This window comes from Streptomyces sp. JLYT201 (genome assembly GCF_059448825.1).
The window spans coordinates 8512798-8537374 of the sequence record NZ_CM182551.1; the positions used below are offsets into that span (position 1 = coordinate 8512798).

The 24577-nt window shown below is 74.9% G+C and carries 18 protein-coding genes; 5 read left to right on the forward strand and 13 right to left on the reverse strand.

Annotated features, from left to right (window positions below):
• Positions 1-58 precede the first annotated feature (58 nt).
• Both AC5WAM_RS36250 and AC5WAM_RS36255 read right to left on the reverse strand, forming a co-directional pair.
• Positions 59-4477 (reverse strand): hypothetical protein, encoded by a 4419-nt coding sequence (locus AC5WAM_RS36250; protein WP_495520110.1) that lies wholly within the window; start codon positions 4475-4477, stop codon positions 59-61.
• Between the two features lie 34 nt (positions 4478-4511).
• A complete protein-coding gene (locus AC5WAM_RS36255) occupies positions 4512-4850 on the reverse strand; it encodes a CU044_2847 family protein (protein WP_366795471.1) in 339 nt (112 codons plus the stop codon).
• Between the two features lie 150 nt (positions 4851-5000).
• On the opposite strand from AC5WAM_RS36255, the gene AC5WAM_RS36260 reads away from it, so the two are divergent.
• Entirely contained in the window at positions 5001-5840 is an 840-nt protein-coding gene (locus AC5WAM_RS36260) for a serine peptidase (RefSeq protein WP_495520111.1), read from the forward strand.
• Between the two features lie 54 nt (positions 5841-5894).
• Here the strand turns inward: AC5WAM_RS36260 and AC5WAM_RS36265 are convergent, their stop codons facing one another.
• Complete coding sequence (locus AC5WAM_RS36265; RefSeq protein ID WP_495520112.1) at positions 5895-6335, reverse strand: MarR family winged helix-turn-helix transcriptional regulator; 441 nt, start codon at positions 6333-6335, stop codon at positions 5895-5897.
• A gap of 112 nt (positions 6336-6447) precedes the next feature.
• Here AC5WAM_RS36265 and AC5WAM_RS36270 point away from each other — a divergent pair, with 112 nt between their 5' ends.
• Entirely contained in the window at positions 6448-7932 is a 1485-nt protein-coding gene (locus tag AC5WAM_RS36270) for an MFS transporter (protein WP_495520113.1), read from the forward strand.
• Between the two features lie 35 nt (positions 7933-7967).
• Here the strand turns inward: AC5WAM_RS36270 and AC5WAM_RS36275 are convergent, their stop codons facing one another.
• Positions 7968-8771, reverse strand: a complete 804-nt coding sequence (locus AC5WAM_RS36275; RefSeq protein ID WP_366795466.1) for a thioesterase II family protein — start codon at positions 8769-8771, stop codon at positions 7968-7970.
• A 238-nt stretch (positions 8772-9009) separates the two neighbouring features.
• A complete protein-coding gene (locus tag AC5WAM_RS36280; protein WP_495520114.1) occupies positions 9010-9537 on the reverse strand; it encodes a PadR family transcriptional regulator in 528 nt (175 codons plus the stop codon).
• 357 nt (positions 9538-9894) lie between these two features.
• On the opposite strand from AC5WAM_RS36280, the gene AC5WAM_RS36285 reads away from it, so the two are divergent.
• Positions 9895-10698 carry a hypothetical protein gene (locus tag AC5WAM_RS36285; RefSeq protein ID WP_495520115.1) on the forward strand — a complete coding sequence of 268 codons (804 nt, stop codon included), beginning with the start codon at positions 9895-9897 and terminating at the stop codon, positions 10696-10698.
• Here AC5WAM_RS36285 and AC5WAM_RS36290 read toward each other — a convergent pair.
• The 7 genes from AC5WAM_RS36290 to AC5WAM_RS36320 all read right to left on the reverse strand — a co-directional run bounded on the left by AC5WAM_RS36290 (position 10686) and on the right by AC5WAM_RS36320 (position 20507).
• Positions 10686-11702, reverse strand: coding sequence for a DUF5954 family protein (locus tag AC5WAM_RS36290; protein ID WP_366795464.1), 1017 nt, complete (start codon positions 11700-11702; stop codon positions 10686-10688). The genes AC5WAM_RS36285 and AC5WAM_RS36290 overlap by 13 nt on opposite strands.
• A 211-nt stretch (positions 11703-11913) precedes the next feature.
• Positions 11914-13842, reverse strand: coding sequence for a protein-arginine deiminase family protein (locus AC5WAM_RS36295; RefSeq protein ID WP_495520116.1), 1929 nt, complete (start codon positions 13840-13842; stop codon positions 11914-11916).
• 206 nt (positions 13843-14048) lie between these two features.
• Positions 14049-14813, reverse strand: coding sequence for a class I SAM-dependent methyltransferase (locus AC5WAM_RS36300; RefSeq protein WP_495520117.1), 765 nt, complete (start codon positions 14811-14813; stop codon positions 14049-14051).
• Between the two features lie 170 nt (positions 14814-14983).
• Positions 14984-16279: a cation:proton antiporter gene (locus AC5WAM_RS36305; protein WP_495520118.1), complete on the reverse strand. Its 1296-nt coding sequence runs from the start codon at positions 16277-16279 to the stop codon at positions 14984-14986.
• Between the two features lie 96 nt (positions 16280-16375).
• Positions 16376-17794, reverse strand: coding sequence for a cytochrome P450 (locus AC5WAM_RS36310; protein WP_495520119.1), 1419 nt, complete (start codon positions 17792-17794; stop codon positions 16376-16378).
• Positions 17791-18900, reverse strand: coding sequence for an alpha-hydroxy acid oxidase (locus AC5WAM_RS36315; protein ID WP_495520120.1), 1110 nt, complete (start codon positions 18898-18900; stop codon positions 17791-17793). The genes AC5WAM_RS36310 and AC5WAM_RS36315 overlap by 4 nt, the downstream gene beginning before the upstream one ends.
• Positions 18900-20507, reverse strand: a complete 1608-nt coding sequence (locus AC5WAM_RS36320) for an NAD(P)-binding domain-containing protein (RefSeq protein ID WP_495520121.1) — start codon at positions 20505-20507, stop codon at positions 18900-18902. Before AC5WAM_RS36320 ends, AC5WAM_RS36315 begins: the two co-directional genes overlap by 1 nt.
• Positions 20508-20784: 277 nt before the next feature.
• Between AC5WAM_RS36320 and AC5WAM_RS36325 the strand changes: the two genes are divergently transcribed.
• Entirely contained in the window at positions 20785-22362 is a 1578-nt protein-coding gene (locus AC5WAM_RS36325; protein ID WP_495520122.1) for a class I adenylate-forming enzyme family protein, read from the forward strand.
• Here AC5WAM_RS36325 and AC5WAM_RS36330 read toward each other — a convergent pair.
• A complete protein-coding gene (locus AC5WAM_RS36330) occupies positions 22355-23350 on the reverse strand; it encodes a GlxA family transcriptional regulator (RefSeq protein ID WP_495523720.1) in 996 nt (331 codons plus the stop codon). The genes AC5WAM_RS36325 and AC5WAM_RS36330 overlap by 8 nt on opposite strands.
• Positions 23351-23550: 200 nt before the next feature.
• Between AC5WAM_RS36330 and AC5WAM_RS36335 the strand changes: the two genes are divergently transcribed.
• Positions 23551-24429: an NAD(P)-dependent oxidoreductase gene (locus tag AC5WAM_RS36335; protein ID WP_495520123.1), complete on the forward strand. Its 879-nt coding sequence runs from the start codon at positions 23551-23553 to the stop codon at positions 24427-24429.
• The last annotated feature ends 148 nt before the right edge of the window (positions 24430-24577 follow it).

Genomic DNA, 24577 nt, shown 5'->3' on the forward strand with positions numbered 1-24577 from the left:
GCGGCCGGCACGGAGAGGGGGCGAAGTCGTGCGCTCGCCGCGGGCGCGCCACGGGGGCTCAGCGGGGTGCCTCGCGGAGCAGGAGGACGTCCCGGCCCATGCCGATCAGCAGCCCCCTGCCCGGCGCCCAGGCCAACGCCTCGCCGGGCTCGGGAAGTTCGAGCAGGGCCAGGGGACGGCGGCCGTGCAGGTCCCAGGCACGCACGGTGGCGTCGGCCCCCAGGGTGAACGCGGCCGGGATCCCCTGGCAGCGCCCCACCGCGACGCCGATGACGGCGGCAGTGTGCCCTGCGAGGGGCGGGCCGAGCGGACTTCCGTCGGTGCTGTCCCAGAGGCGGATCGCGTGGTCGCTGCCGACGGTGACGGCGACAGGACCGGCCACGGAGGGGCGCAGCGCCACGGAGCGGACGGACCCCTCCTGGCGGATGACGCGCCGGGCGAAGAGCCCTTCGGAGGTCAGGCGCCAGAGCCTGACGGTCCTGTCGTCGCCGCAGGAGACCACGGTCGCGGAGCCGTCCGCGGCCGGGGCGACGGCGACGCCGGTGACCGGCGCGTCGTGCGCGGACACGTGTCGGCCGAGCAGGCTTTGGCCCCTCAAGTCCCAGACGGCGATGCTGCGGTCGACCCCGCCGGTGACGGCGACGGGCCCGCCGTCGACGCGGCCGACGGCCAGCGCGTCGACGCGGCCGGTGTGCCCGGTCAGCGGCGGCACGACCTCTTCCCCGCCCGCGTCCGTGACCCGTACGGCCCGGTCCGTGCCCACGCTGACGAGGACCGTACGCCGGGACGTCCGGGCGAACGCCACACCGGTGACGATGCCGTGGCCGGTGTCGAGTCGGCGCAGGACGCGGCCGCCGGTGAGGTCGCGCAGACAGATCTCGCTGTCGGCCGCGACGGCGGTCACGCGCAGACCGCCGACGGTGCCGCAGGCCAGGGCGGTGACCAGGCCGGGATGGCCGTGTTCGGGCGGTGACGTGGGGGAGTCCGGGTACCAGCGCCGGATGGTGGTGTCCTGACTGCCGGTCAGCACCACGCGCCGCCCGTCCACCACGCTCGTCGCCAGGGCGGTGACGGCCCGCGCATGGCCGCCGACGACGCGCTCCGCGCCGTCGGGCAGCGTCCGCAGGGCGAGGCTCTCCGCCCGGGGCGTGACGACCACGGCCGGGTCGCGGTGGGCGGCGGGCAGCAGGCCCACCGGCCCCGTGGTCGCGGGGAGCACGGTCGGCGGGCCCGCGGCGAGGACCGGGCCGTCCCCGGGGGCGGCCCCCGCGCTGTCGAGGGCGACGTCCCAGAGGCAGGCACGGCCGGGTCCCGCCGCGAGCACCAGCGCACGGCCCCGGCCGCACGGCGCGGCGGCCAGGTGCTCGATCCGCGCGGGGGCGTCCGGGAGCGGGGCGCCCAGCGCGGCGCGCCGCCGCAGGCTCCACAGCCGTACCGCCCCGTCGCCGTCGGCGGTGACGGCGAGCGGCCCGCCGGGATCGTCGAGCACCGCGAGGGCACGGACCGGCGAGGTGCCGGTGGTGACGACCGGGCCGACGGGCCGTCCGTGGCGGGGATCCCACAGCCGCAGGGTGCCGTCGGTGGCGGCGGACAGGACGAGCGCGGCCCCGTCGACCGCGACGAAGGCCACGCCGGTCACCGACCCCCGGTGTCCCCGCAGCGCGGGGCCGTGCGGGCGCTGCCCCTCCAGGTCCCACAGGCGGACGGTGGCGTCGCCCGCTCCGGTCAGGGCGTAGGTCCGGGGACCGAGCCGCCCCAGGGCGACTGCGCGCACCGGACGGGTGTGGCCCGTCAGGGCCGGGCCGAGGGACTGCCCCGTCCACAGGTCCCACAGCCGCAGTGCGGCGCCGTCCGTGCTGAGCGCCACCGGGCGCCCGGCGAACTCGCCGACGGCCAGCGCGGTGACGGTCCGCTGCGTGGTCACGACCGTGCCGGACACCGGGCGGCCCAGCCGTCCGGAGAACCAGGAGGGCGTCCACGCGGCGGGCGCGGCCCCGGGGGAGTGCGTGAGGCGCCGCACGAGCCCGGCGTTCTGCGAGCGGGCCGCGTCGACGGCCATGACGGAGCGCCGCGCCGCGGGGTCCGCGTGGCGGTGCCGGTCGGCCGACATGCCGTACACGCCCGCCAGTTCGCGTGCCTCCGCGCTCTCGGCGGCGTCGAGGTGCCGGACCAGGCCTGCCGGATCGGCGTGCGCGAGGAAGCCGGGGTCCGCGAGGAGCGTGTCGCGCAGCCCCGCGGCGGCGGCGTGCTCGATCAGGTGCCGCAGGTGGTAGGGCAGCGCGAGGGCCCAGTCCACGGCGTCGGACCCGGCGGGCCGCAGCGGCGCGAGCAGGGCAAGGTGGACGGCGCGGGCCGGCACCGGCGCCGCCTTGAGGTGGTCGACCAGCTCCTGGTGGAAGAGGCGGTACAGGGTCGTGCCGTCGGTGTCCACCGAACGCCTCAGGTAGAACGCGAGGTCGGTGAGGACCTGCGAGACGGTCGCCCGGTCCGTCCCGGCGGCGGGCGCGCCGTCCATCAGCGGCGCGAGCGCGAGGACCAGCTCGGCGGGCAGGCCCGGATGCCCGGCGTGGGACAGGGCCGTGAGCACGGGCCGGGCCCAGGCGTCGCCCAACTGCCGCAAGTGCAGGGCGAGTACGTCGGGCACGTCCCGCGGCACCTCCGCCACTACCCGGTCGACCGCGCCGGGGCCCACGGGCTCGCGGGCCGTGAGCAGATGCTGGAGGTACAGGCTCGCCAGGAGGTACGCCCCCGGCGCGCCGCCCCGCGCCGGGCCGGGGGCGCGGGCGTCGGGCACCAGGGCCCCGGCGATCCGCAGGCTGAGTTCGTCCCGGAGGCCCGCCTGGGCGGCGGTGTCGTACGCGGGATCCCGTTCCAGGTGGCGCAGGAGGTAGCGGGTCACGTCGGCGCGCAGCGCGGCGGGGGACACGGCGTCGAGGTCGAGGACTCCGCCGTGCCGGTGGGCCTCGGCGAGCAGCGGGGCCGCCTCGGACACGTCCCGGGTGCCCACCAGGAGGCGGCACACGGGCCGCCCGCCGCGCCGCCGCCCCCGGTCGACGCTGCGGGCCCGGGCCAGCGGCAGGAGCAACAGGGCCACGGTGTCCGGCACGTGGGCGGCCTCGTCGAGGGCGTCGACCACGATCACGGCGGGCGCCCCGCCCTGCGACACCCGCTGCCGCAGCGCGCCCACCACGTCGGACGCGGTCCACGCCCCGCCCCCGGCGCCGAGCCCCAACTGCCCCGCCAGGGAGGCGGCGAGCTCGGCGGGGCCCCGGCCGCGCGCGTGCACGGCGGCGAATGAGGTCGCGCGTCCGGGCAGCCGCAGGTCCGGCGGCAGCCGGTCGACGAGCAGCGGGCGCAGGTCCGGGTGGGCGGCGCACACCAGCATGCCGAGGAGGGCCGACTTCCCCGATCCGGGGCCGCCGGTGACCACGCGCAGGACGACGTCGTCGTCCGTGCCGCCGTCCACCCAGGGCGTGAGCAGCGCCAACTCGTCCTGGCGGCCGGTGAACAGACACACCGACCGCTCGGCCACCCGGTGCGCGCCGAAGGCGCGCCCCAGGTAGTGCTGGGCGTCGAGCACGGGGTCGAGCTCGGCGAGGAAGCCGCGCAGGGAGTCCTCGGTGTGCAGGCGGAGGCGGGCCAGCGGCGTCGAGCGGTAGCGGGGGTTGCGGAAGAGCCGCAGGGCGGGCTCCTCGCCCAGGGCGAGCGGCGTGGAGTCCAGGTGCTGCGGCCTGCCGTCCTCCGCGCGCCACAGGGCGTCGAGGGTCCTGCGTATCTCCCGCGCGATCAGCGAGACGGGGACGAACTCGACCCCGGGGTCGGCTCCCAGGCCGTCGGCCCGGATGCGCCGCAGGACCTCGGCGACGGCCTGGCTGAACCGGCCCTGGTAGGCCTTCTCGTCCGCCGCCGACGCGGCGAGCACCCAGGCCTTGCGGCGCTCGGCGCGCAGCCGCGTCCGCCACGCGACCCACTGCCAGTCCACGGCCGAACCGGCGTGGCAGACGTCGAGGAGCAGCAGGACGCAGGGCTGGTCGGGGCGGCGCTCGACCGCGCGCAGCCAGGCCTCGACGTCGAGTCCGTCGTACGGGCCGCTGTCGGTCATGGCGAGGTGGAGGCCGCCCTGGTCGTCGGTGTGGCCGTGGGTGAGCACGTGGACGACCAGGGCGCCTGCGACGGGCGTGGCGCGCAGGGCCTCGTCGAGGGCGCCCTGGGTCTCGGCGAGGGCCGGGTCGGTGAGGACGCCGTCGCCGTGCAGGCGGTGTCCGAGCGCGGACAGCGCGGCGGCGACGGCACCGCTGCGGCGGTGGGCGAAGCGCAGCGGGCGGAAGCCCGGCGGGGCCTCCTCGTCGGCGGGGGCGGCCGCCGGGGTCGTGAAGGCGCCCACGGAGATGACGAGGGAGCGCTCGGCGGGGCTTCCGTCGGCAGGGCCCGCGTCCGGTCCGTGCGGCGGCGGGGGCGGCTCGGTCGGGTCGGTCATGTCTCGCTCGGGTCGGCTGCCGGGCGGCCCGCGGTCAGACGAGGGGCTCGCCGGGCGGCTCGGTCCCCCAGGTGAGGGTGACCTGGAAGTGGCTCTCGCCCACGTTGCTGGAGATCAGGGCTCCCGCTTCCGCGTTGAGCCGGACGCCGAAGGCCACTTCGACGCCGTCCGGCCGGGGCCGGATGTCCCGCAGGGGGCGGACCATCGCGTTCGCGACCTCGCGGATCTGCTCCATGGCCTGGTCCAGACTGCCGGCGGCCTCGATGTAGCCGTGGTGGGAGCGGGCCACCGGGCGCGCGCCGTACTCCTGGTCCTCGACCTCCACGCTCGCGATCCCGCCGCTGGCCAGCGGGAACCGGACCACCTCGCGCATCGTTCTCCTTCTGGCCCAAGAGTCGGCTTCGGCCCCGGCGAATCGGGGTCGGCCACTATTGTGCAGGAAGCTCAACGGGCCGGTGGGCAAAGGGAGATCGCCCGCCCACGGCGCGGTGAGGGCCGGGGCGGGGGCGAGCAGGGGGGTGCCGTGCGGATCGTCGGCGTACACGGTGTGGGGAACTACCAGCCGGGACAGTCCGCGAAGGACGCGTCGGCGCGGCTGACCGGGATCTGGCGACGCCATCTGGCCCGCGGCCCGGGCGCCGCCCTCATGACGGCGGCGGACCTGACCGTCGCCTATTACGCGGACCACGTCCAGGACGAGGGCGCCCAGGGCGAGGACGTGGACCTGGACGACCTGCCGGACGACGCGGAGCCCCTGGTCCGGCTCTGGCTGGGGGAGCTGGGCCTCCCGGAGGAGGATGACCAGGGGCCGGGCACCTGGCCCCTGCGGCAGGCCCTCGGCTGGCTGGCTGCGCGGCGGCGGCTGTCGCCGGAGCTCGTCGAGCGGTTCGTGGCGCGCTTCTTCGGCGAGGTGGCCGCGTATCTGCGGAGCGGTTCCCCAGCCAGGGACGACGCGCGGAACGCGGTGGCGGAGGTGATCGCCCGCGAGCGCCCCCACGTGGTCATCGCGCACTCGCTCGGTTCCGTCGTCGCCTACGAAGCGCTGTGGGCGCGGCGCGAGCACGAGGTGGACCTCTTCCTCACGCTGGGCTCGCCCCTCGCCCTGCCGCACGCCGTCTTCCCGCGCCTCGCTCCCGCACCGGCCGACGACCTCGGCGCGCGCCCGCCGTCGGTGCGCCGCTGGGTCAACGTCGCCGATCTCGGCGACCTGGTCGCCCTGCCGGTCCGGGGCGTCTCCCGCTCCTTTCGCGGGGTGGACGCCGACACCCACGAGACCATCCACGCCTTCGACTTCCACCTGGCGGCGAACTACCTGGCCAGCGCGGCCGTGGCGGAGACGCTGACCCGGTGGGACGCCCCGTAGGGGCGCGGGGAGCGGCGTGACCGCTCACGCCGGGACCACGGCTGCCCGCAGGCCCTAGGACGCGTCGCCAGGACCGGCGACGAAGACGCGGCTCAGGAGGTCGTGCAGGGCGGTGCGCTCCCCGTCGTCGAGGGTGTCCAGGCCCGCGAGCGTGGTGCGCATGTTCGCGCGGATCGCGTCGATGACGCGCTCGCCCTCGGCGGTGAGGACGACGTTCTTGACGCGCCGGTCGCCGGGGCTGGGCTCGCGGCGCACCAGGTCGCGCTTCTCCAGGCGGTCGACGATCCCCGTCATGTTCGAGGCGTCGCAGGCCAGGGTCCCGGCGAGTACGCGCATCGCGGCCGGGCCGCGGCGCAGCACGCTCAGGGTCTTGCCCTGGCTGGCCGTGAGGTTCTCGCGGGCGGCCGCGGCCGTGAAGTCGCCGTAGTAGGCGCCGAGCGAGACCGAGAGCAGCTCCATCAGCTGGCCGGTGCCGACGCGTGGAGTTTCTGGCATGGGCCCATCTTACGCCCTAAAACTTGACCATCTCAAACAATGGCCCCTACAGTGATGCAGTTGCTTGAGGTTCTCAAGTTTCTAGGTTCTTAAGCAGTTGGGAAGAGATTCCGTGTCTCACGCACCTCACACGGGGACGTCACGCCCCTCGGGGCAGACCTCGATCGTCCTGGTCCTCGGGCTCGCCGCCATGGTCGTATCGATGATGCAGACCCTGGTCGTCCCGATCCTGTCGATCATCCAGAACGATCTCGGCGCCTCCACGGCCAACGTCAGCTGGGTGACCACGGCCACGCTTCTGTCCGCCGCCGTCTTCACCCCGCTCCTCGGCCGCTTCGGCGACCAGCACGGCAAGAAGCCCACGCTCGTCGGCGTGCTCCTCGTGATGATCGCGGGCTCGGTGCTCGCCGCCACCACGACCTCGCTGACCTGGCTGATCGTCGGCCGCGTCCTCCAGGGAGCGGCCACGGCGATCTTCCCGCTGGCCCTGTCCGTGCTGCGTGAGGAGATCAGGCCGGAGAAGCTGCACGGGGCGATGGCCCTGGTCAGCGGCACCCTCGCGTTCGGCAGCGGTCTCGCCCTCGTCGGCGCGGGGCTCCTCACCCAGGGGGACGACCCCGACTACCACCGGGTCTTCTGGCTCGCGGTCGTCCTCGCCGTGGTCGCCCTCGTCGGCGTGATCTTCGTCGTGCCCGCCTCCCGCGCCACGACGGGCGGCAGGACCGACTGGCTGGGCGCGCTCACCCTGGCGCTGCTCCTCGTCCTGCTGCTCCTGCCGATCTCGCAGGGCCACGAGTGGGGCTGGACGTCGGGCCGTACGCTCGGCTCCTTCGCCGGGGCGGCCGTGATGGCGGGAGTGTGGGTCCTCACCGAGAACCGGGTCAAGGAGCCGATGGTGGACATGAAGATGTTCACGCACCGCCCCGTGCTCTTCACCAACCTGGCGGGCCTGCTGCTCGGCTTCGCGATGTTCGCCCAGTTCATCGGCGTCTCGTACCTCGTGCAGATGCCCGAGGACGTGGCGGGTTACGGCTTCGGCGCCTCCGTGCTCGGCGCCTCCGTCGTCTATCTGCTGCCGACCACCCTCGTCTCCCTGGTCGGCGCCCAGTTCGGCGGCGTCCTGGTGCGCCGGATCGGGGCGCGCGTCACGCTCGCCGTCGGCGCGGCCTTCGGCGTGCTCGGCTTCGCCTGGCTGACCCTGGCCCACGACACCAGCGCCTCCGTGATCGGCGCGGGCATGGTCGTCGGCCTGGCGATCAGCTTCGGCTACGCCTCCATGCCCGCGCTCATCGTCGCGAGCGTTCCGGCCCACCAGACCGGCATCGCCAACGGCATCAACTCCATCTCCCGCTCGGTGGGCAGTGCCATCGCGAGCGCGATGATCACCACCCTCCTCGCGTCGAAGACCATCGAGCTGCCCGCCGGGATGCCCGCGCTGCCCGAGGAGAGCCAGTTCACCCTGAGCTTCGCCATCGCGGGCGGGGCGTTCCTCCTGGTGGTGGCGGTCGCCCTGATCGGCCTGCGGACGGCGCACGCGCCGCGTGGCCAGGCGGTCACGAAGGCGGCGGAGCCGGAGCCGGAGCGCGCCGCGGTCTGAACGGTCTCCCGCTCCTCGCCGTGTCCGGCGCCCGCTCAGCCCGCGCCGTGCCCGGCGCCCGAGCGGGCGCCGAACATCTCGGCGACGATGCGGGCGGCGTGGTCCGCGAGGTAGAAGTGGTCACCGGGGAACACCCGGGTGAAGAAGTCGCCGCCGAGGCTCGCCTCGCGCCACGCCTCCGCGTCCTGCGTGGTCACCTCCGCGTCCTGGTCGCCGGTGAACACCCCGATCGGGCAGCGGAGCCGGGCGCCGAGGTCCGGGCGGTAGGTCTCGATGAGGCGGTAGTCGGCGCGGACCGCGGGCAGCACCATCTCGCGCAGCTCCGGCTCGTCCAGGAGGCGGGGGTCGGTGCCGCCCAGCTCCTTCATCTTCCCGACGAACTGCTCCTCGGGCAGCAGGTGCACCGTGCCGCGGCGCTTGCGGCTCGGGCCCTCGTGCCCGGAGACGAAGAGCCGCCGCGGCACGGGCCCCGTCCCGGCCTCCAGGCGCAGCGCGGTCTCCCAGGCGAGCGCGGCGCCCATGCTGTGCCCGAAGAGGATCAGCTCGCGGTCGGCGCGTATGCCGGTGCGCAGCACCTCCGCGACGGCGTTGGCCAGGTCGGTCATCGTGGCTATCGGCCGCTCCCCGAGCCGGTCCTGACGGCCCGGGTACTGCAACGCGACCAACTCCACGTGCTGCGGCACCAACTGGGCCCAGGGCGTGAAGAAGGACGCGGTTCCGCCCGCGTGCGGGAAGCACACCAGAGTGGTCCGCGCGCCGGGGCGCGGCTGCGGGCGCCGCAGCCAGCGGGCCGCGGTGTCCTCGGCGCGGGTGGTCGTCGTCCTCGGTTCGATGGTCATCAGCACTCCGTCAGGGCGGGAAGTCGGTCGGGCCGCGGTTCTCGTGGTCGCCCGCGTGACGCAACCAGAACCGGGGCGGACGCCGCAACCTCGATGTGCGCCGCACGTCGGACCGGGTTCCCTACCCGGCCGGGCCGCCGGATATCCGCGGCGGTCTGTCCGGTTGCCCGGACGGCCCGCCGGGGCTGGTGGGTCCGGTGCGGCCGGTGACACGTCCGGGCCGCCAGGGCCGCCCGGGTCAGGCGTCGGGCTCGCCGTCCAGGACCGCCCGCAGCCAGGCGACCTCCGCGCGGTGGGCGGCCCGCGCGGTGCGGAGCATGCCGCGGCGGTAGGGGTCCTCGACCTCCTCGGCGCGCAGCGGGCGGTTGCCGTCGTAGAAGAAGCTCGCGGGGGTCTCCAGGAACTCCAGGCGCCGCAGCAGCACCGCGTGCTGCTGCGCGGTGTCGGGCAGCAGCGAGAGGAACGCCAGGACGGTGAAGAACCGCGTGGAGTCGGTGATCTCGTGCGGCGCGGGGTCGCGCAGCCACTCGAGGAGCCGCTCGCGCCCGGCCTCGTTGAGCGTCAGCACCTGCCGCCTGGTGGCCGCCGCGCCCGGCTCGCTGTGCCGCCCGAGCAGCCCGCGCCCGACCAGCCGGTTGATCGCCGGATACAGACTCCCGTCACTCACCGGCCGCGTGTACCCGGAGAGCTGCTCGACCCGCCGCCGCAGCTCATAACCGTGCAACGGACCTTCGGCGAGGCTTCCCAGGATGGCTAGCTCCAACACGGGGTCATGGTGGCACAGCGGCGGGGTGCACCTCGAATCGAGGGAGTGTGCCGGGGTGTGCGTAGCTCCTGGGAGAAAACCGGCATCTCGATGTCCAGGTCGTGCCACATTGGTGCCCTTCGCGCCGCTCGGCGACGGCGATGCGCAAAGTCGTCGCGCGCCAAGGGGAGACGCGGCCCTGGAGCGGCCTGTGTGCGGGGATGCGGCCGGAGCGGTGGGGCGGGAGCGGAGGATCAACAGTTCGACTTGGGAACTGGGAAGGTGATGAGGGACAGAAACGGCTCGCATCGTCCGCGAGGGCGCCCGGTACGCGCTTCGCACTCGCCCTTCCTGCGCCGCCATGCGTGGCACGTCCTCTTGGTTTCCCTGCTGATGTTGGTCCTGCCCGTCTCGCTTGTGTTCACCACGGCACCGCCCGACCCACGGGGAGGCCCTCTCCCGCGTCCGGGTACTTGGCAGAGCGCCTCGCCGGATCCGCAGCGCGACTACGTCTCGACGCTGAAGCGCGCCCGCACGTCTCTCTTCAAGGGGGACCTCGAACTCAAGGCGCGGGGACTGCGCGTGGGCGAGGCGGGGAAGCTCGTCGTGGTCGTTTCGGGCAGTTGGCGAGGGTCTCCGAACGCCAGGCCTGACCGCACGGTCGACGTCGGGGCACGGGTGGGGGTCAGGATCGACTGCCACGACCTCGGAGACTCCCGCGAGGCTCATTCGTCAACAGTCCAGAACGTGCTGACGACCGGTGACCGGGCCAGGTGGGAATGGTCGGTGAGGCCGGACGTGGCAGGCACGGCACGGGTCGCCTTTACCGCGACTGCGTACTACCTCGACTCGGACAACGCTCTCGCGGAGTCCGTGCGTCAGTTCCAGCTCGACGTCGCACCGGGGAAGGGTTCCAGTGACCTGCTCGCGGACATCTGGGGATGGGTGACGTTCTTCTGGGACTCGGCCGTCCACATCGCCGCCGGCCTGGGCACGATCGTCGCGCTGTTCGTGGGGCACTTGGCGTGGAAGGCCGCTCGGCGTGACCGTGCCGCCACCAGAGCCGCCGAGGACGGCACCGGTGGCTGCGAGGAGCCGCCCAGCCGTCGGCCGGACGGGGAGCCGGACGGCACGGGCACCCCGGCGACCGGTGCGTCCGCGGCCGCGCCTCACTCGTCGTAGTGGATGGCCCCGTTCTCGTCCATCGTCGGGTGCAGCTTCATCGGGTCCGTCGTTTCCACGTCGGAGGGGCGGGCGGGCTCGGGGCCGTCGGGGCCGACGCGGACCATGCGTTCCACGCGGCAGATGCGGAAGCACTGGTCGCGGACGACCACCTCGTTGGCGCGGCCCGCCGACTTGAAGCGTTCGGCGGCGTGGGCGAACGCGGCGCGGCCGGCGTCGTCGAGGTCGTACAGGAGCGGCCAGAACTCGGTGAGGCCGTGGACGAGCAGGCGGCGGGCGTCGTGCGGGGTCGGCATGAGGGCGCCGCGCGGTCGCCAGCGTTCGCCGCGGCGCTCCGCGACCCCGAAGCTGACGGGCAGGAGGACCACCTCCGGGTAGTCCCGTACGGCCCGCCGTGCCTCCTCGCGGATCGCCGGGGGACAGTCGTCGCCCGCGTACGTGAAGCCGCGCAGCGCGAGCCGCAGCGCGCCCGCCATGACGCCGCTGTCGCGGCCGGGGGCGAGGGCGAAGCCCGCGTCGTGGGAGGGCGGTGAGGGCCGCTGGTCCCAGGAGGGGACGGTGGGTTCCGGATCGGTGGGGCGCGGCGGTTCGAGGCCGTCGTCACCGGCGCGCGCGAACTCCTCGCCGCGCACGACGCGGTAGCGGGTGCCGAGGACGGTGACCTCGTTCACCCGCTCCCGCTCCAGGCGGGCCACGGCGGCGAGCAGGGCCCGGCGCTCGGCGCGGCCGTCCGCGTCGTCCTTGGCTCTGAACCACAGCAGGGAGTTGAGGCCGTCGCGGGCCTGCTGCGGCGTGCCGTCCATCACGTCGTTGAGGAGCCGCCAGTCCGTCTCGTCGCCCGGCTCGCGCGCGGCGAGCCCGAACACCGGGCCGCGCACCGCGAGATGGGGATAGAGGTACGAGGCGTCCAGGGCGTCGGCCTCGCTGACCCACGCGGCCGGGTCGTCGCGGCGTACCAACTCGGAGTGGAGCGCGTCGATCTGCCGCTTCCAGTCGTCAGACATGGCGGCCATTGTTCCGGGACGGGGCCCCTCGGGGCGGCGGTGTCACGCGAGAGCATGATGAATCCGTCGATCGCTTGGCAGCGGGGCGGCTGTGCCCTTATAGGGGCTCTGTCGGAGACCCGCAGGAGCGCCGTGAGGAGTCACGGAGGGGTGTCGTGGGGAGTCACGGAGGGGTGTCGTGGGCGGTCCGGGGGAGTCGGTGCGCGCCGTGTCAGGGCGCGATCTCGCGCAGCGCGTTGGTCGCGCAGTGCACCTCGCCCAGGCTCAGATGCGCCCAGGAGAAGTTCTCCACCCAGCGCACCCGCACGCCGTTGGCCGTCAGGGCGCGTGCGGCCGCGTCCCGGAACAGGTCGCGCCCGCGCACCCTCGGCCCGTGCGGGGCCGGAGCCGCGTAGTCGCGGGCGGTCAGGGACAGGCCGTTGGCGAGCGCGGGGGAGAAGGCGATGTGGCGGCGCGGCCCGCCGGGACCGGCGTCGACCCGGGCGTACAGCACGGGGAGGCGGACGAGTTCGTCCGCGCGCAGGCCGGTCTCGCGCAGGAGCGCCTTCAGCTGCCCTTCGATGTGCCGGGCCGCGTCCGCGTTGTCGCCCTCGGCGGCCTCGTACCGCAGGAACGCGTCGACGGTCGGCTTGTCCGGCGCGACCGTGTCCGCGAACAGGCGGTGCCCGCCCGCACCGGCACGCCGCGCCTCGCGCAGCAGCCCGAGCGCGAGGCGCGGGTCGGACACCGCGAGCGTCCAGCCGCGCGCGTTGTCGGCCCGGACGACGTGCACGGTCTCGTCGGCGTGCCCGGCGACCAGCCAGGACGTGTCGAGGACGACGGGTTCCTGCTGTCGCTGGGCGCGGAGCATGCGCGTGAACGACGGGTCGGGGTGGCGCCGCGCGGTCGCCCCGTACACGATCCGGCCCCGCGGGTGCCCCGGGTACGGCGGCAGGGCCTCGATGTTGCCGGTGAAGTTGAGGAGTTCGTCGACGCCGGGGCCGCGCCGGGTCGTGTACTGCTGCACGACCCCGACGCCCGGGCCGCGCAGGTCGCGGAAGAGCAGCCGCCCCGCCCGGCGCAGGCTCTCCCGGCGGCCGTCGGCGGACTTCCAGTGGTTGGGGGAGCGCAGCAGGACGCGCAGCGTGTGCGGGGCGCCGCCGGGCGTCGGTTTGCTGACGTAGCCGGGCTCGACGACGTCCTGGCGCCAGATGTCCCGCCACCACCGCGACGAGCCCGCCTGGAAGCGCAGTTCACGGTCGGGCAGGCCCGCGGCGCGGGTCGCCGCGCGCAGCGAGTCGGCGAACTCCCGCCACTGCCCCGGCGGCCGCGTGTGCACCGGCACCTCGGCGGGCTGCCCGCTGTCCGGGGCGCCGGGGCCGGGCGCGGCGGCGAAGACGTGCCGGGCGCGCTGGAGGTCGTGCTGGAGCAGCACCGGCGTCATGCGCAGGGTCAGCGTGGCGCGCCGGGGCGCCGCGCCCGCCGTGGCGAGGGTGAGATCGACGTCGCCGTCCCACCGCCGGGTGTCGCGCACGATGTCGCGCCCCTCCACGGCGAGCCGCGCCCCCTGCCGCAACTCCCCTGCCGTGAGGCGCCCTTCGCTGCCGAGCGGGACGTACCGGCCGCCCCGCGCCACGAAGATCCGTACGTACGGGTGCTGCGCCGCGGGCACGGTCACGCGGCCGCCCGCGTCCCCGTCGGCCCGGGTCGGCCGCACCCGCACGGGGGTCAAGTCCTTCAGGTCCTCGGGGCCGTTGACGACCTCGTCGGCCGCGTCGTGGCACGCGGCGAGCCGCCGGTCCACGGCCACGTCGAGGCGGTCGAGGTCGCCCGGGCGCAGTCGGCAGCGGCGCGTGTCGTCGTCGAGGTTGGGCAGCAGGGCCGTGCCCTCGGGCGCGTCGAGAGCCGGGCCGTGCGGGGTCGCGTCCTGCGTCGCGGCCCCCGCAGGCCCCGCGGCCCCCGTCGTGGCCCCCGCGGCGCCCGGGCTGAGCAGGGCCGCCACGAGCACCGTGCACCCCGCCGCGCCGAACGCCGCGCCGAACCCCGTCCGGCGGCGCGGGACGAGTGGACCGAGCGGGCCGTGCGGGTCGTGCCGCTCGGCCCCCGGCCCGGACGGCCGCGTACCGCCGCCCCGGGCACCCCCTGTCGCGCAGCCGTCCATCGCGGGCCCCTTCCGTCGCCCGCCGCCGAGCGGAGGCGGGATCGCGTCACTGGTCGCCCTCCACTCTTCCGGCCCGGTCGGCCCGGTGCGTCGTGCGCCCGGGTGACGTGGGCGTGCATCCTTCGGCGCAGCCCCGGGTGGAGTTCCTCCACCCACGGAAGCGGGGCCCCGCACCGAAGGGTGCAGGGCCCCGCGCGGCCGGGCCGTCAGGCGATCCGCCAGGCGTCCCTGCGGAACAGGCCCGCCCACAGGAAGGGCTCGCCGAAGTGCGGCGACCCGGGCGGCTCGTCGCGCATCCGGCGCAGCTCGACCTCCGTCAGGTCGGCGAAGATCCAGCGCAGCGACTCGGCCGAGTACGCGAGGCCGCCCTGCAGCCGCGCCTGGCGGTAGAAGTCGGCGTCGGACAGCTCCGAGCCCATGCCGCCCGCCGCGAAGCAGGTCAGGGCCAGATGGCCGCCGGGCGCGAGCACCCGGTCGAGCAGCGCGAGATAGCTGACGCGCCGGTGCGGCGGCAGATGGTGGAAGCAGCCCGAGTCGACGACCAGGTCGTACGGTCCGCGCAGGACGTCCGGGCCGAGCGCGAAGGCGTCGCCGTGGTGGAAGCGCACGTCGGCCCCGGCCTCGCGGGCCCGCTCCCCGGCCCAGGCGAGCGCGGCCGGTGACAGGTCGACGGCGTCCACCGTGAAGCCGCGCGCGGCCAGGTGCAGCGCGTTGCGCCCCGGGCCGCAGCCGAGGTCGAGGGCGCGGCCGGGCCGGATGAGCCCGGAGTCGAGGTGCGCGGCCAGGTGTGCGTCGGGCTTGTCCACGAAGAACGGCACCGGCTTGGACCGGTCGGTGTAGAACTCGTCCCACCAGTCGGCCGCGCCCGCCGTCCAGCGGTCGGCCTCCGGCGCGAACAGGCCGTCCATGAGCTCCAGTACGTCCTCGACACTGCGGAGGTGCCGCTCGGTTGCGCGTGCGTCCCGGTCCATCCGATCCCCTTTCGCGATGTCCCTGGACCGTACCGTCGGGCGCTACGAAATCCCAGGTCAGGCGGCATGTGGCGAACGCGCGTACGGGCCTGTGCGGGGCGTGGGCGGACCGGGTGACCGGGGCTGCGCGGTCCGCCCCGTACGCCCGGGGGAACCCCCGCACAGGGCCGTCACGGGCCTGTTTCGGCCGCCTTCGGAGCCAGTTCCTGAAGAGGTTCGCGGGTGTCGGCCGCGGAGGGCCGCGGCGTGCGGTCGCGGCGGTCCCAGAGGCTCAGGACGGGGGTGGCCATCAGCGTCGTGACGAGCGCGACGACCACGAGCATCGAGAACATCCGCTGCGTCACGATGCCCGCGGAGAGCCCGACGTTGATGGCGATGAGCTGCATCAGGCCGCGCGCGTTCATCAGCGTGCCCACGCGCAGCGCGACCCCGCGCTCCTCGCCGACGGCCCGCGCGGCCAGCCAGCACGCGCCGAACTTGCCAAGGACGGCGGCGGCCACGCACGCGGCCGTGACCAGCAGCAGAGCGGGCCCGGTGAGCAGGCCGAAGTCGGTGTTGAGGCCCGAGTACGTGAAGAACAGCGGCAGGAAGACGATCTGGCCCGCGGGCGCGAGGGAGCCGACCGCGCGGTCCACCGCGGCACAGCGCGGGAAGACCACGCCGAGGCTGAACGCCCCGAAGACGGCGTACAGACCGATGGTGTCCGTGTACCAGGCGGCGAGGAACAGCGTGAGGACGACGAGCAGCAGCGCCCGCTCGGGGGCGAGCCGCTCCAGGCGGCGCGCGATCGGCTCCCGGGCGCGCAACACCAGCGCGAGCATCAGGAACAGGCCGAGCGTCCCGGCCACCGCCTTGGCGAACGGCCCCGCGCTGCCCTGCGACAGGCTCAGGACACCGGCGAGCAGCACCCACGCGACGGCGTCGTCGACGGCGCCCGCGGCCAGCGAGATGGAGCCGAACCTGGAACCCGTCAGGCCGCGTTCGGTGATGATCCGGGCCAGCATCGGGAACGCCGTGATGGCCAGGGCGACGCCCACGAACAGACAGGAGACCGGCACCGGGGCGTCGCCGGGCAGGACGTCGACGGAGCGGTGCACGGCCCACGCCAGGCCGGAGCCGAGCGCGAGCGGTACGACCATGCCCGCGGCCGAGATCACCCCGGCCGCCCGGGCCACCGGCCGCAGCCGGTCGGCGCGCAGCTCGTACCCGGCCTGGAACATGAAGACGACCAGGCCGATCTGCCCGGCCACGAAGAGCACCGGGCGCAGCGCGTCGGGGAACAGCTCCTCCTCGACGCCGGGCGCGACGAGGCCGAGCAGGGACGGGCCGAGCAGCACCCCGGCGACCATCTCGCCGACGACGGGCGGCTGCCCCAGGCCGCGCAGCGCGAACGCGGTGATCCGGCAGGTCACGAGGATCACCACGACGGCGAGGAAGAAGGCGGGGCCGAGCTCGGTGGTGGACATGGTCCGCACCCTTCGCATCGGGACGGCTGGGGACGGTGGGCCCGTCCGGGCCTGGAGCGGGCCCCGGGCGGGCGCCAAGGGGGCTTCGGTCGGGCCTCAGTCGGACAGGTGGGGACACCCGGGAGAGTCCGTGCCGGGGTGCGCGGCCAGCGGCCGCCCCTCGGTGTCATGGGTCGCGAAGTACCGCGCGGCGAGCCGGTGGCGGCGGGCGTCGAGCACCATCCAGGTGCCGAGGACGAGCTGTGCCGGGGCCCGCCCCACGTCCTCGAAGCGGTCCCTGACCCGCAGGAACGCGCGGGTGCCGCGCGCCCACGGCCGGGGCAGCGGCCGCCCGCGCCGCACCAGGAGACAGGGTGCCCGGTGGGGGATGGACCGGGTGTGCGAGACCGCCGAGTCGAGCGCGTAGCGGCGCAGCACCTCGCGCGCGGCCGCGCGCATCACGACGGGCGCGAGCCGCCAGGCCGGGCACGGCCGGTTGGCGGCGACGCCGAAGGGGATGTGGTGGGCGTCCCTGGCCGTGCGCGTCTCCCAGCGGTGCGGCGCGAAGACCTCCGGGTCGGCGTACCCGGTGGCGTGGTAGGCGGGGTAGCTGAAGCAGAGCACCGATCCGGCGGGCAGCGTGGGGCCCGTGCCGAGCGTGATGTCGGCCGTGGTGATGCGGTGGGCGACCCCGAAGAGGGGATAGAGCCGGAACGTCTCGTCGATGACGTGGTCCAGATAGCGGTCGTCGTCCGGTGTGCGCGCCACGCGGTCCTGTACGTCGTGGTGTTCGGCGAGGGCGAGCAGCAGATGGGCCATCGCCTCGGAGAGCTGCACCACGGCCGTGTTGAAGAACGTGCCCTGGAGGTAGTACGCCCGCTCGCGCGTGGTCAGGGAGCGCGGCAGCGCGTGCGGCACGGCTCCCGCGGCGACGCGGCGCGCCAGGTACCGGGTGAGGCGGTGCCTGCGCCGCATGTGGCGCGGGCGGGTGCACTTGAGCGCGCTCACCACGTCGTCGGCGTGGTCGGTGATCAGGCGGCGCACCCCGGGCGGGCACGGCTCGTGGAAGACGCGCTCGTGGAAGAACTCCGCCCACACGGGCATCATCAGGTCGCGCAGCCGCACGAGGGTGGCCCGGCCCGTCCCCAGTTCGTCGAGGACGGCCGCGGTGCAGCGGGCCGCGGCGCGCGAGAGGTCGGCGGCGGGCCCGGCGAGGATCGCCAGGGTGGTGCGGGCCACCTCGTCGTAGCGCGGTCCGGCCTCCAGGTGCTCCTGGTGGACGTCGGCGCCGGGCGCGAGCCAGTACCAGAACAGGTCGGACAGGGCGGCTCCCCGGCTGCGGCCGCCCGCCGCCGGATGCCCGTACAGCTCCTCGAACCGGTCGGGCCCCACCTGCTCGCCCGGGACCGGGACGCCCTCGCCCCCGCCGAGCCGCGCGAAGATCCGCATCCGCAGCGCGACGACCGCGGACGGCAGCCAGTACGGCGACGACAGCGCGGCGAGCCCGGCGGCGGCCGCCCCGGCACGGAGCCTCATCGCCCCTGCCCCGCCCGCTCGTCGGGCCCCGCCGACGGCGGCCACGCCCTGGTGACGACCATGTCGGCGGTCAGGTCGGCAGGACCGCGCCCGCCGCACAGGGCGAGGACGTGGTCGAAGTCCGCGCGCAGCAGTTCGATGACGTCCCGCACGCCCGCCTCGCCGTCCGCCGCGAGGCCCCACAGCACGGGCCTGCCCACCCCGACCGCCGTGGCGCCGAGCGCGAGCGCGGCCGCGACGTCGGCTCCGCAGCGGACCCCGCCGTCGAGCAGCACGGGCACGTGCCCCGCGACCGCCGCGGCGACCCGAGGCAGCGCGCGGACGGCTCCCGGCGCCGCGTCGAGCTGGCGGCCGCCGTGGTTGGACACCCAGACCGCGTCCACGCCCTCGTCGACGGCGGTGCGCGCGTCCCACGGGTGCAGCACTCCCTTGAGGACCACGGGCAGGTGCGTGAGGTCGCGCAGCCGGCGCAGGTGCCGCCAGGTGAACTCCGGGGACATGGCGATGGGCAGGGTGCCGCCCGGCGGGGTGCCCGGCAGGTCGCGCAGGTTCTCGGGCGCGAGGTCCGGCGGCAGGTCGTGGAAGCCGTTGCGCTCGTCGCGGGTGCGGCGGCCGAAGACCGGGGTGTCCACGGTGACCACGAGGGCCGTGCAGCCCGCCTTCTCGGCGCGGCGCACGAGGGCGGTCGTGACGTCGTCGTCCGGGTGGAAGGAGACCTGGAACCACACGGCGGCGTCCGCGCGCACGGCCCGCGCCGCGGCCACCACGTCGGCGACGGCCACCGTGGCCGCCATGCTGGTCACCAGGACGGTTCCGGCCCGCGCGGCGGCGCGGGCGGTGGCGCGTTCGCCGTCGGGGTGGGCCAGGCGGTGGAAGGCGGTGGGGGAGACGAGGACCGGCAGCGAGGCCCGGTCGCCGAGCAGCGCGACCCCGGTGTCCCGCCGGTCGTTGCCGCGCAGGACCCGGGGCAGCAGGGCCAGTTCGGCGAAGGCGCGTTCGTTGTCGGCGAGGGCGGTCTCGGCGCCGCTGCCCCCGGCGTAGTAGTCGTAGTGGACGGGGTCGAGCGCGGCGCGGGCGCGGTCGTGGAGCTCTTCGATGCGGGACATCAGGCGCGGCCCGCGCTCTCCCGCGCGAGGTGTTCGCGCAGGAAGGCCAGGAGCGGGGCGCGGTGGACCTCCTCGCTGTCCCACTCGTTCTCCAGGTTCTCGGTGAGGTGGTGCTCGGCGCGGAGCTCACCGGCGTGGAAGGCACGGACGACGGGGTGCAGATAGCGGCCGTCGAGTCCGCTGGTGTCGCGCTGCCCGACCCGACCGGTCCCGATGTCGAACGGGTCGACGCGGTCGTGGTCGGCGCCGTATTCGAGGGTCACGGCGTAGTACTCCCGCACCTCGCCGAAGTGCCCCTGCGCGACCGCGCGGTGGAGGTGGTCGAGCGGTACTTCCTCGCAGTAGCGCACCCCGCCGTCGGCGCCGACGAGCAGCGCGTCGGCCAGGAAGCCGAACTGCTGCCACAGCGCGGAGGTGCGGTTGACGCGCGCGAGCACGGCGTCCGCGGCCGCCGCCGCGGTGGCCGGAAGCTCTCTGCCCGGCCAGGGGACGCCGTGGTAGCGGCGTTCCAGGATGCGGTGCAGCGCCCGGACGCCGTAGCGGAATCCGTGGATGAATCCGCTGGTCGATTTCTTGAAGTCCCGTACCTGGGTGAGCGTGCCCGCGAAGAACAGGTCCGGCACGTCGACGGATTCCCATGCGTCGGTCTGTGCCGGAAAGCGGTCGTTGACGGTAAGGCGCGGGCGGCATTCCGGGGCGAAGAGGGACGCGTCGAAGCGGAATCCGGTGGCGAGAATGACGCGGTCGTACGGTATCTCCTTGACCACTTCGTCGACCCGGGCGAAGCTCACCGCGGCCACATACGTGCCGTCGGGCTGCTTGCGCAGAGACAGGACCCGGCCGTCGAGGAGCGCGTTCTGCGATTTGAGCTGGTAGGTGTCCAGGAAATTGTTGTTCACCGCGCGCAGATGTCCCACGAAGTGCGTCTGCCACGCCATGCGCAGCGAACCGGGCCCGGCGAGATGGATGACCGCGGCCGTCTCGATCAGGTTGTCCGCCGTCTCGAAGCCGGAATTGCCGCGCCCGATGATCAGCACCCGCTTGCCCGTGAAGTCCTCCGGGTCGACCGACACCTCGTCGTACCGCTCGGCGGTCTCGACGCCCTCGATGTCCCGCGGGACGTAGGGCCGGCTCACGCCGGTGGCCACGATCAGGCGCCGGGCGCGCAGGACGCCGCCGTCGGCGGTGCGGACGGTGAAGTCGCCGGTCCCCGCGGGCGGTCCCGGCCTGCTGATCTCGGTGACGCGGGTGGAGTAGCGGACGTTCAGGCGGTGCGTCGCGGCGAAGTCGGCCAGGTAGCGGACCATGTCGTCGGCGGCCGGGAAGTAGCGCGGGGTGCACGCGGTGAACAGCGGGGCGCCCTCGTCCGTCAGGAGCGAGTTCCAGTCGGTGCGCAGGCGCAGCTCGGGGTCGTCCCAGCCGGTGTGCACCTTGTTGATCGAAATGAGTTTCCGGTGGCGCGGGAAACGCGTGAAGAACGTTCCCGGAGCCGTTCCGGACTCGACGATGAGATAGCTGTGGCCGGAGCGGTCAAGGAAATATCCGGCCTGGAGACCCGCGGGTCCCGCGCCGACTATCAAGTAGTCAATCAAGCCACCGTGAGTCACGCCTTGCTCCCGTCTCCGGTGAGCGTCGCCGACGTCTCCGGTGAGAGGCTTCAACGAGCGGATACATCACGGTAGTTGACACTTCAAGTGGGCCGCCAGATCGCCTCGGTGTGGCGTGCGTCACAGGGAATGGGGGCTTGTGGGGAGAGGGCCGAGCGATACCGTGAGCCTGGCCGGTCGGCCCCCGGGCGAAAATCGGCCAGAGATCGTACGCCGCTTTCCAGTTCTGTACCCTCATTCCCGCTGCCGCTGTTTCATCCTCCGAAACGGATGCCCCGTGGAAAACGGACGCAAAGCGAGCAATTCGCCGGAAGCCGCCTTCCCGCAGGCCCTGATCGACGCGTTCCGCCGCCATCCCGCCTCCGTGGCCTTCGAGCACCGCTCCCGCGCCGTCACGCGCGGCGAGGTGCTCGCGCTCGTCACGCGGTGCGCGGCCGGGCTGCGCGCGGCGGGACTCGGCCCGGGAAGCGCCGTCGCCCTCGCCACGGAGGTCACCCCCGAGGGCTTCGCCGTGCAGATCGCGGCCCATCTGCTGGGCTGTCGGGTGACCGGCCTGCGACCGGGCCTGACGCCGTCCCAGCTCGCCCACGTCCTCGCCGCCGACGTCGACGTGGTCGTCACCGACGCCGCCCCGCCGCCGCCCGAACTGCTCCGCGCCGCCGGTGACCTCCCCGTCCTGCGGCTCGACAGCGACCTGCTCGCGGCGCATCCGCACGCCGGCCCGCTGCCCGGCGACGGCCTTCTCGCGCGCGGCCGCCCGGACGACGCCGCGCTGGTGCACCTCACCAGCGGCAGCACGGGCCACCCCAAGGGCTGTGTCCTCGACTACCGCGCGCTCACCGCGTACTGGTCCTGGCAGTCCGCCCACGGGGACGAGCGGATCGCGCGCCTCGCGGCCGGATACCGGCGCTTCCTGCTGTTCGGCACCCTCACCAGCGCCGTCATGTTCGAGCACCTGGGCCTGTGCCTCCTCGGCGGCGGCACCGCCGTGATCCCCGCGCCCCCGCTGGACTTCCCCCGGCTCGTCGAGCGCCTGCGGATCACCGCCCTGCTGATGACCGTGCCCCGGCTGCACCACGTGCTCGACGCGCTGCGCACCGGGCCCGGCCGTGCCACCGACCTCAGCGGCCTGCGGGTCCTGATCGTGGCCGGTTCCCCGCTCGCCCCGCACACGCTCGCCGAGGCCGTGCGCCGCATCGGCCCCGCCGTGCACCAGGCGTACGGCCAGACCGAGACGGGCATGCTCACGCTCCTGACGCCCGACGACCTCGCGCACGGGCCCGAGGGGGCCGCCACCTCCGTCGGCCGCCCCTGGGCGCGCACCGAGCTGAGCGTGCGCGACGCCGAGGGCCTCCCGGTCCCGGCCGGGGCCACCGGCGAGATCTGGGCGCGCACGCCCTGCGCCATGACCGGCTACTGGCGCGACGAGGCGGAGAGCGCCCAGGCGCTGCGCGACGGCTGGGTGCGCACCCGCGACGTGGGGCGCCTGGACGCGCAGGGCTTCCTCCACCTCACGGGCCGCAGCCGTGACATCGTCATCGTCAACGCGGTCGTGCACTACTGCGGCGCCCTCGAACGGGCCGTCGCCGCCCACCCCGACGTCGACCGGGCCTACGTGGTGGCCGCTCCGGACCGGCACACGGGCGAGGCCGCCCACGCCTTCGTCGTCGCGGCGCCGGGCCGCACGCCCGTCCTCGACACCGTGCGGGAGCACGTGGAGGCAGAACTCGGCGTCGCGGGCCTTCCGTCCACGCTGACCGTCCTCACCGACGTGCCCGTGGCGCCGAGCGGCAAGCCGGACAAGGGGGCGCTGCTGGCCCGGGTCCGCGCGCGGGCCCCGGGAGCGGTCACCTAGCCAGCGGCTCCGGCGCCCGGCCCGTCTGCGAGAACGCGCGGCGGTAGTCGCCGGGCGGCACCCCCACGTGCTTGAGGAAGTGGTGGCGCAGGTTGTTCGCCGTGCCGAGGCCGCTGAGTTCGCCGACCTTCTCGACCGGCAGGTCCGTCGCCTCCAGGAGGCTCTGCGCCGGAGCCAGGCGCTGGTTCAGGAGCCACTGGAGCGGCGTCGTGCCGGTGGCCGCCTGGAGCCGCCGGTAGAACGTGCGCGGGCTCATCGCCGCGCGGCGCGCCAAGTCGTCGACGGTCAGCGGCTCGTCGAGGCGCCCGCGCGCCCACTCCAGGACGGGGCTCAGGCTCGCGTCGTCGGCCGCGGGCACCGACAGGTCGATGAACTGCGCCTGCCCGCCCGGCCGGTGCGCGGGCACCACCATGCGCCGCGCGAGCTGGTTGGCGACGTGCGCGCCCAGGTCGCGGCGGACCAGGTGCAGGCACAGGTCGAGCCCCGCCGTCAGGCCCGCGCTGGTGAGCACGTCCCCCTCGTCGACGTACAGGACCGAGTCGTCGACCTCGACCTTCGGGTAGCGCGCCGCCAGCTGGCCGGTGTGCTGCCAGTGCGCCGTGGCGCGGCGGCCGTCGAGCAGCCCCGCCTCGGCGAGCGCGAAGGCGCCGTTGCACAGCGACACCATCCGCGCGCCCGCCGCGTGGGCGCGGCGCAACGCGTCGACCAGGCCGTCCGGCAGGGGCGCGCCCTCCTCGACGCAGGCGTCCGGCACCGAAGGCACGATCACGGTGTCCGCGTCGACCAGGTCGTCGAGGCCGTACGGCGTGCGCACCGAGACGCCGAAGGGGTGCGCGGCGGCGTCCCGCGCGCCGGAGCCCGTGCCGCACAGCCTCAGGTCGTACCAGTGCTCGGAGAGGTCCGGCTGGGGCTTGCCGAACACCGTGCACGGGATGCTCAGTTCGTACAGGTCCCAGGAGGGGACCCCGATCTCCTCGGTCACGACCACCGCGACGGAACCAGCGCTCATGCGGCGAGCGTACGGCCGCTTCGCAGAGTGGCAGGAATTTGGTGACCGACGTCACCGCTGTCACTGTCCCGCTCCCCGGCCCGCTGCGAGTGTTCTCGTACCGGATCACCACGGACACCGCCGCGGGCGGTCGTCCGGACACGACCGCGTCCGGTGGACGCGCAAGGAGCAAGCACGCAATGAACGCTGAACGCCGCACCCCCGTCACCGTCATCGGCCTGGGCAACATGGGCGCCGCCCTCGCCGCCGCCCTCCTGGAGCGCGGCCACGAGACCACGGTGTGGAACCGCACGCCGGCGAAGGCGGAGGCGCTCGCCGGGCGCGGCGCCCGGGTCGCGGCGACCCCCACGGAGGCCGTGGCGGCGAGCGAGCTGGTGATCGCCTGCGTCCTCGACTACGACGCGCTGCACGCGGTTGTCGACCCGGCCGCGGCCACGCTCGCGGGCCGCACGCTCGTCAACCTCACCACCGGCTCGCCCGAGCAGGCCCGGGAGTTCGCCGCCTGGGCCGCCGAGCGCGGCGTCGCCTACCTGGACGGCGCGGTCATGACCACCCCGCCCGGCGTCGGCAGCCCCGAGATGATGTTCCTCTACAGCGGCCCGCGGACCGCCTTCGACGCCCACAGGCCCGCCCTCGAAGCGCTCGGCGACCCGCTGTTCCTCGGCGAGGACGCGGGCTTCGCCCCGCTGTACGACGTGGCGCTGCTCGGTCTGATGTGGGCGGCCTTCGGCGGCTGGCTGCACGGGACCGCGCTCGTGGGTGCCGACGGGGCGAGGGCGACGGAGTTCGCGCCGCTCGCGCTGCGCTGGCTCGGCGGTGCCGTGAGCGGCTTCATCACCCGGTACGCGGCCCAGGTGGAGGAGGGCGGCTACCCGGGTGACGACGCCACCGTCGACGTGCAGATCGCGGCGATCGACCACCTCGTCCACGCGGCGGCCGACCGCGGCGTCGACAGCTCCCTGCCCGAGCTCCTGAAGGCCTTCATGGAGCGGGCGCACGCCGCGGGGCACGGCGGGGACAGCTTCGCCAGCGTCATCGAGGTCCTGCGCAAGGCCTGACGGCGCCCCGGGGCCGACCCTTAGGGGGTCCTGAGGCTGGCGGGCGGTCCCGCCGCGGACCACCCGCCACCCCCGTGGAACACGCCAGCGCGCCGCGTCGTTGGAGGGGGTGGGAACGTGTCGCTGCGGCGCACGTCATGCGGCGCCG

Coding starts and splice junctions, on each gene's coding strand:
- AC5WAM_RS36250 (WP_495520110.1), bottom strand. CDS start 4,477: ATGACCGACCCGACCGAGCCGCCCCCGCCGCCGCACGGACCGGACGCG.
- AC5WAM_RS36255 (WP_366795471.1), bottom strand. CDS start 4,850: ATGCGCGAGGTGGTCCGGTTCCCGCTGGCCAGCGGCGGGATCGCGAGC.
- AC5WAM_RS36265 (WP_495520112.1), bottom strand. CDS start 6,335: ATGCCAGAAACTCCACGCGTCGGCACCGGCCAGCTGATGGAGCTGCTC.
- AC5WAM_RS36275 (WP_366795466.1), bottom strand. CDS start 8,771: ATGACCATCGAACCGAGGACGACGACCACCCGCGCCGAGGACACCGCG.
- AC5WAM_RS36290 (WP_366795464.1), bottom strand. CDS start 11,702: ATGTCTGACGACTGGAAGCGGCAGATCGACGCGCTCCACTCCGAGTTG.
- AC5WAM_RS36295 (WP_495520116.1), bottom strand. CDS start 13,842: ATGGACGGCTGCGCGACAGGGGGTGCCCGGGGCGGCGGTACGCGGCCG.
- AC5WAM_RS36300 (WP_495520117.1), bottom strand. CDS start 14,813: ATGGACCGGGACGCACGCGCAACCGAGCGGCACCTCCGCAGTGTCGAG.
- AC5WAM_RS36305 (WP_495520118.1), bottom strand. CDS start 16,279: ATGTCCACCACCGAGCTCGGCCCCGCCTTCTTCCTCGCCGTCGTGGTG.
- AC5WAM_RS36310 (WP_495520119.1), bottom strand. CDS start 17,794: ATGAGGCTCCGTGCCGGGGCGGCCGCCGCCGGGCTCGCCGCGCTGTCG.
- AC5WAM_RS36315 (WP_495520120.1), bottom strand. CDS start 18,900: ATGTCCCGCATCGAAGAGCTCCACGACCGCGCCCGCGCCGCGCTCGAC.
- AC5WAM_RS36335 (WP_495520123.1), top strand. CDS start 23,551: ATGAACGCTGAACGCCGCACCCCCGTCACCGTCATCGGCCTGGGCAAC.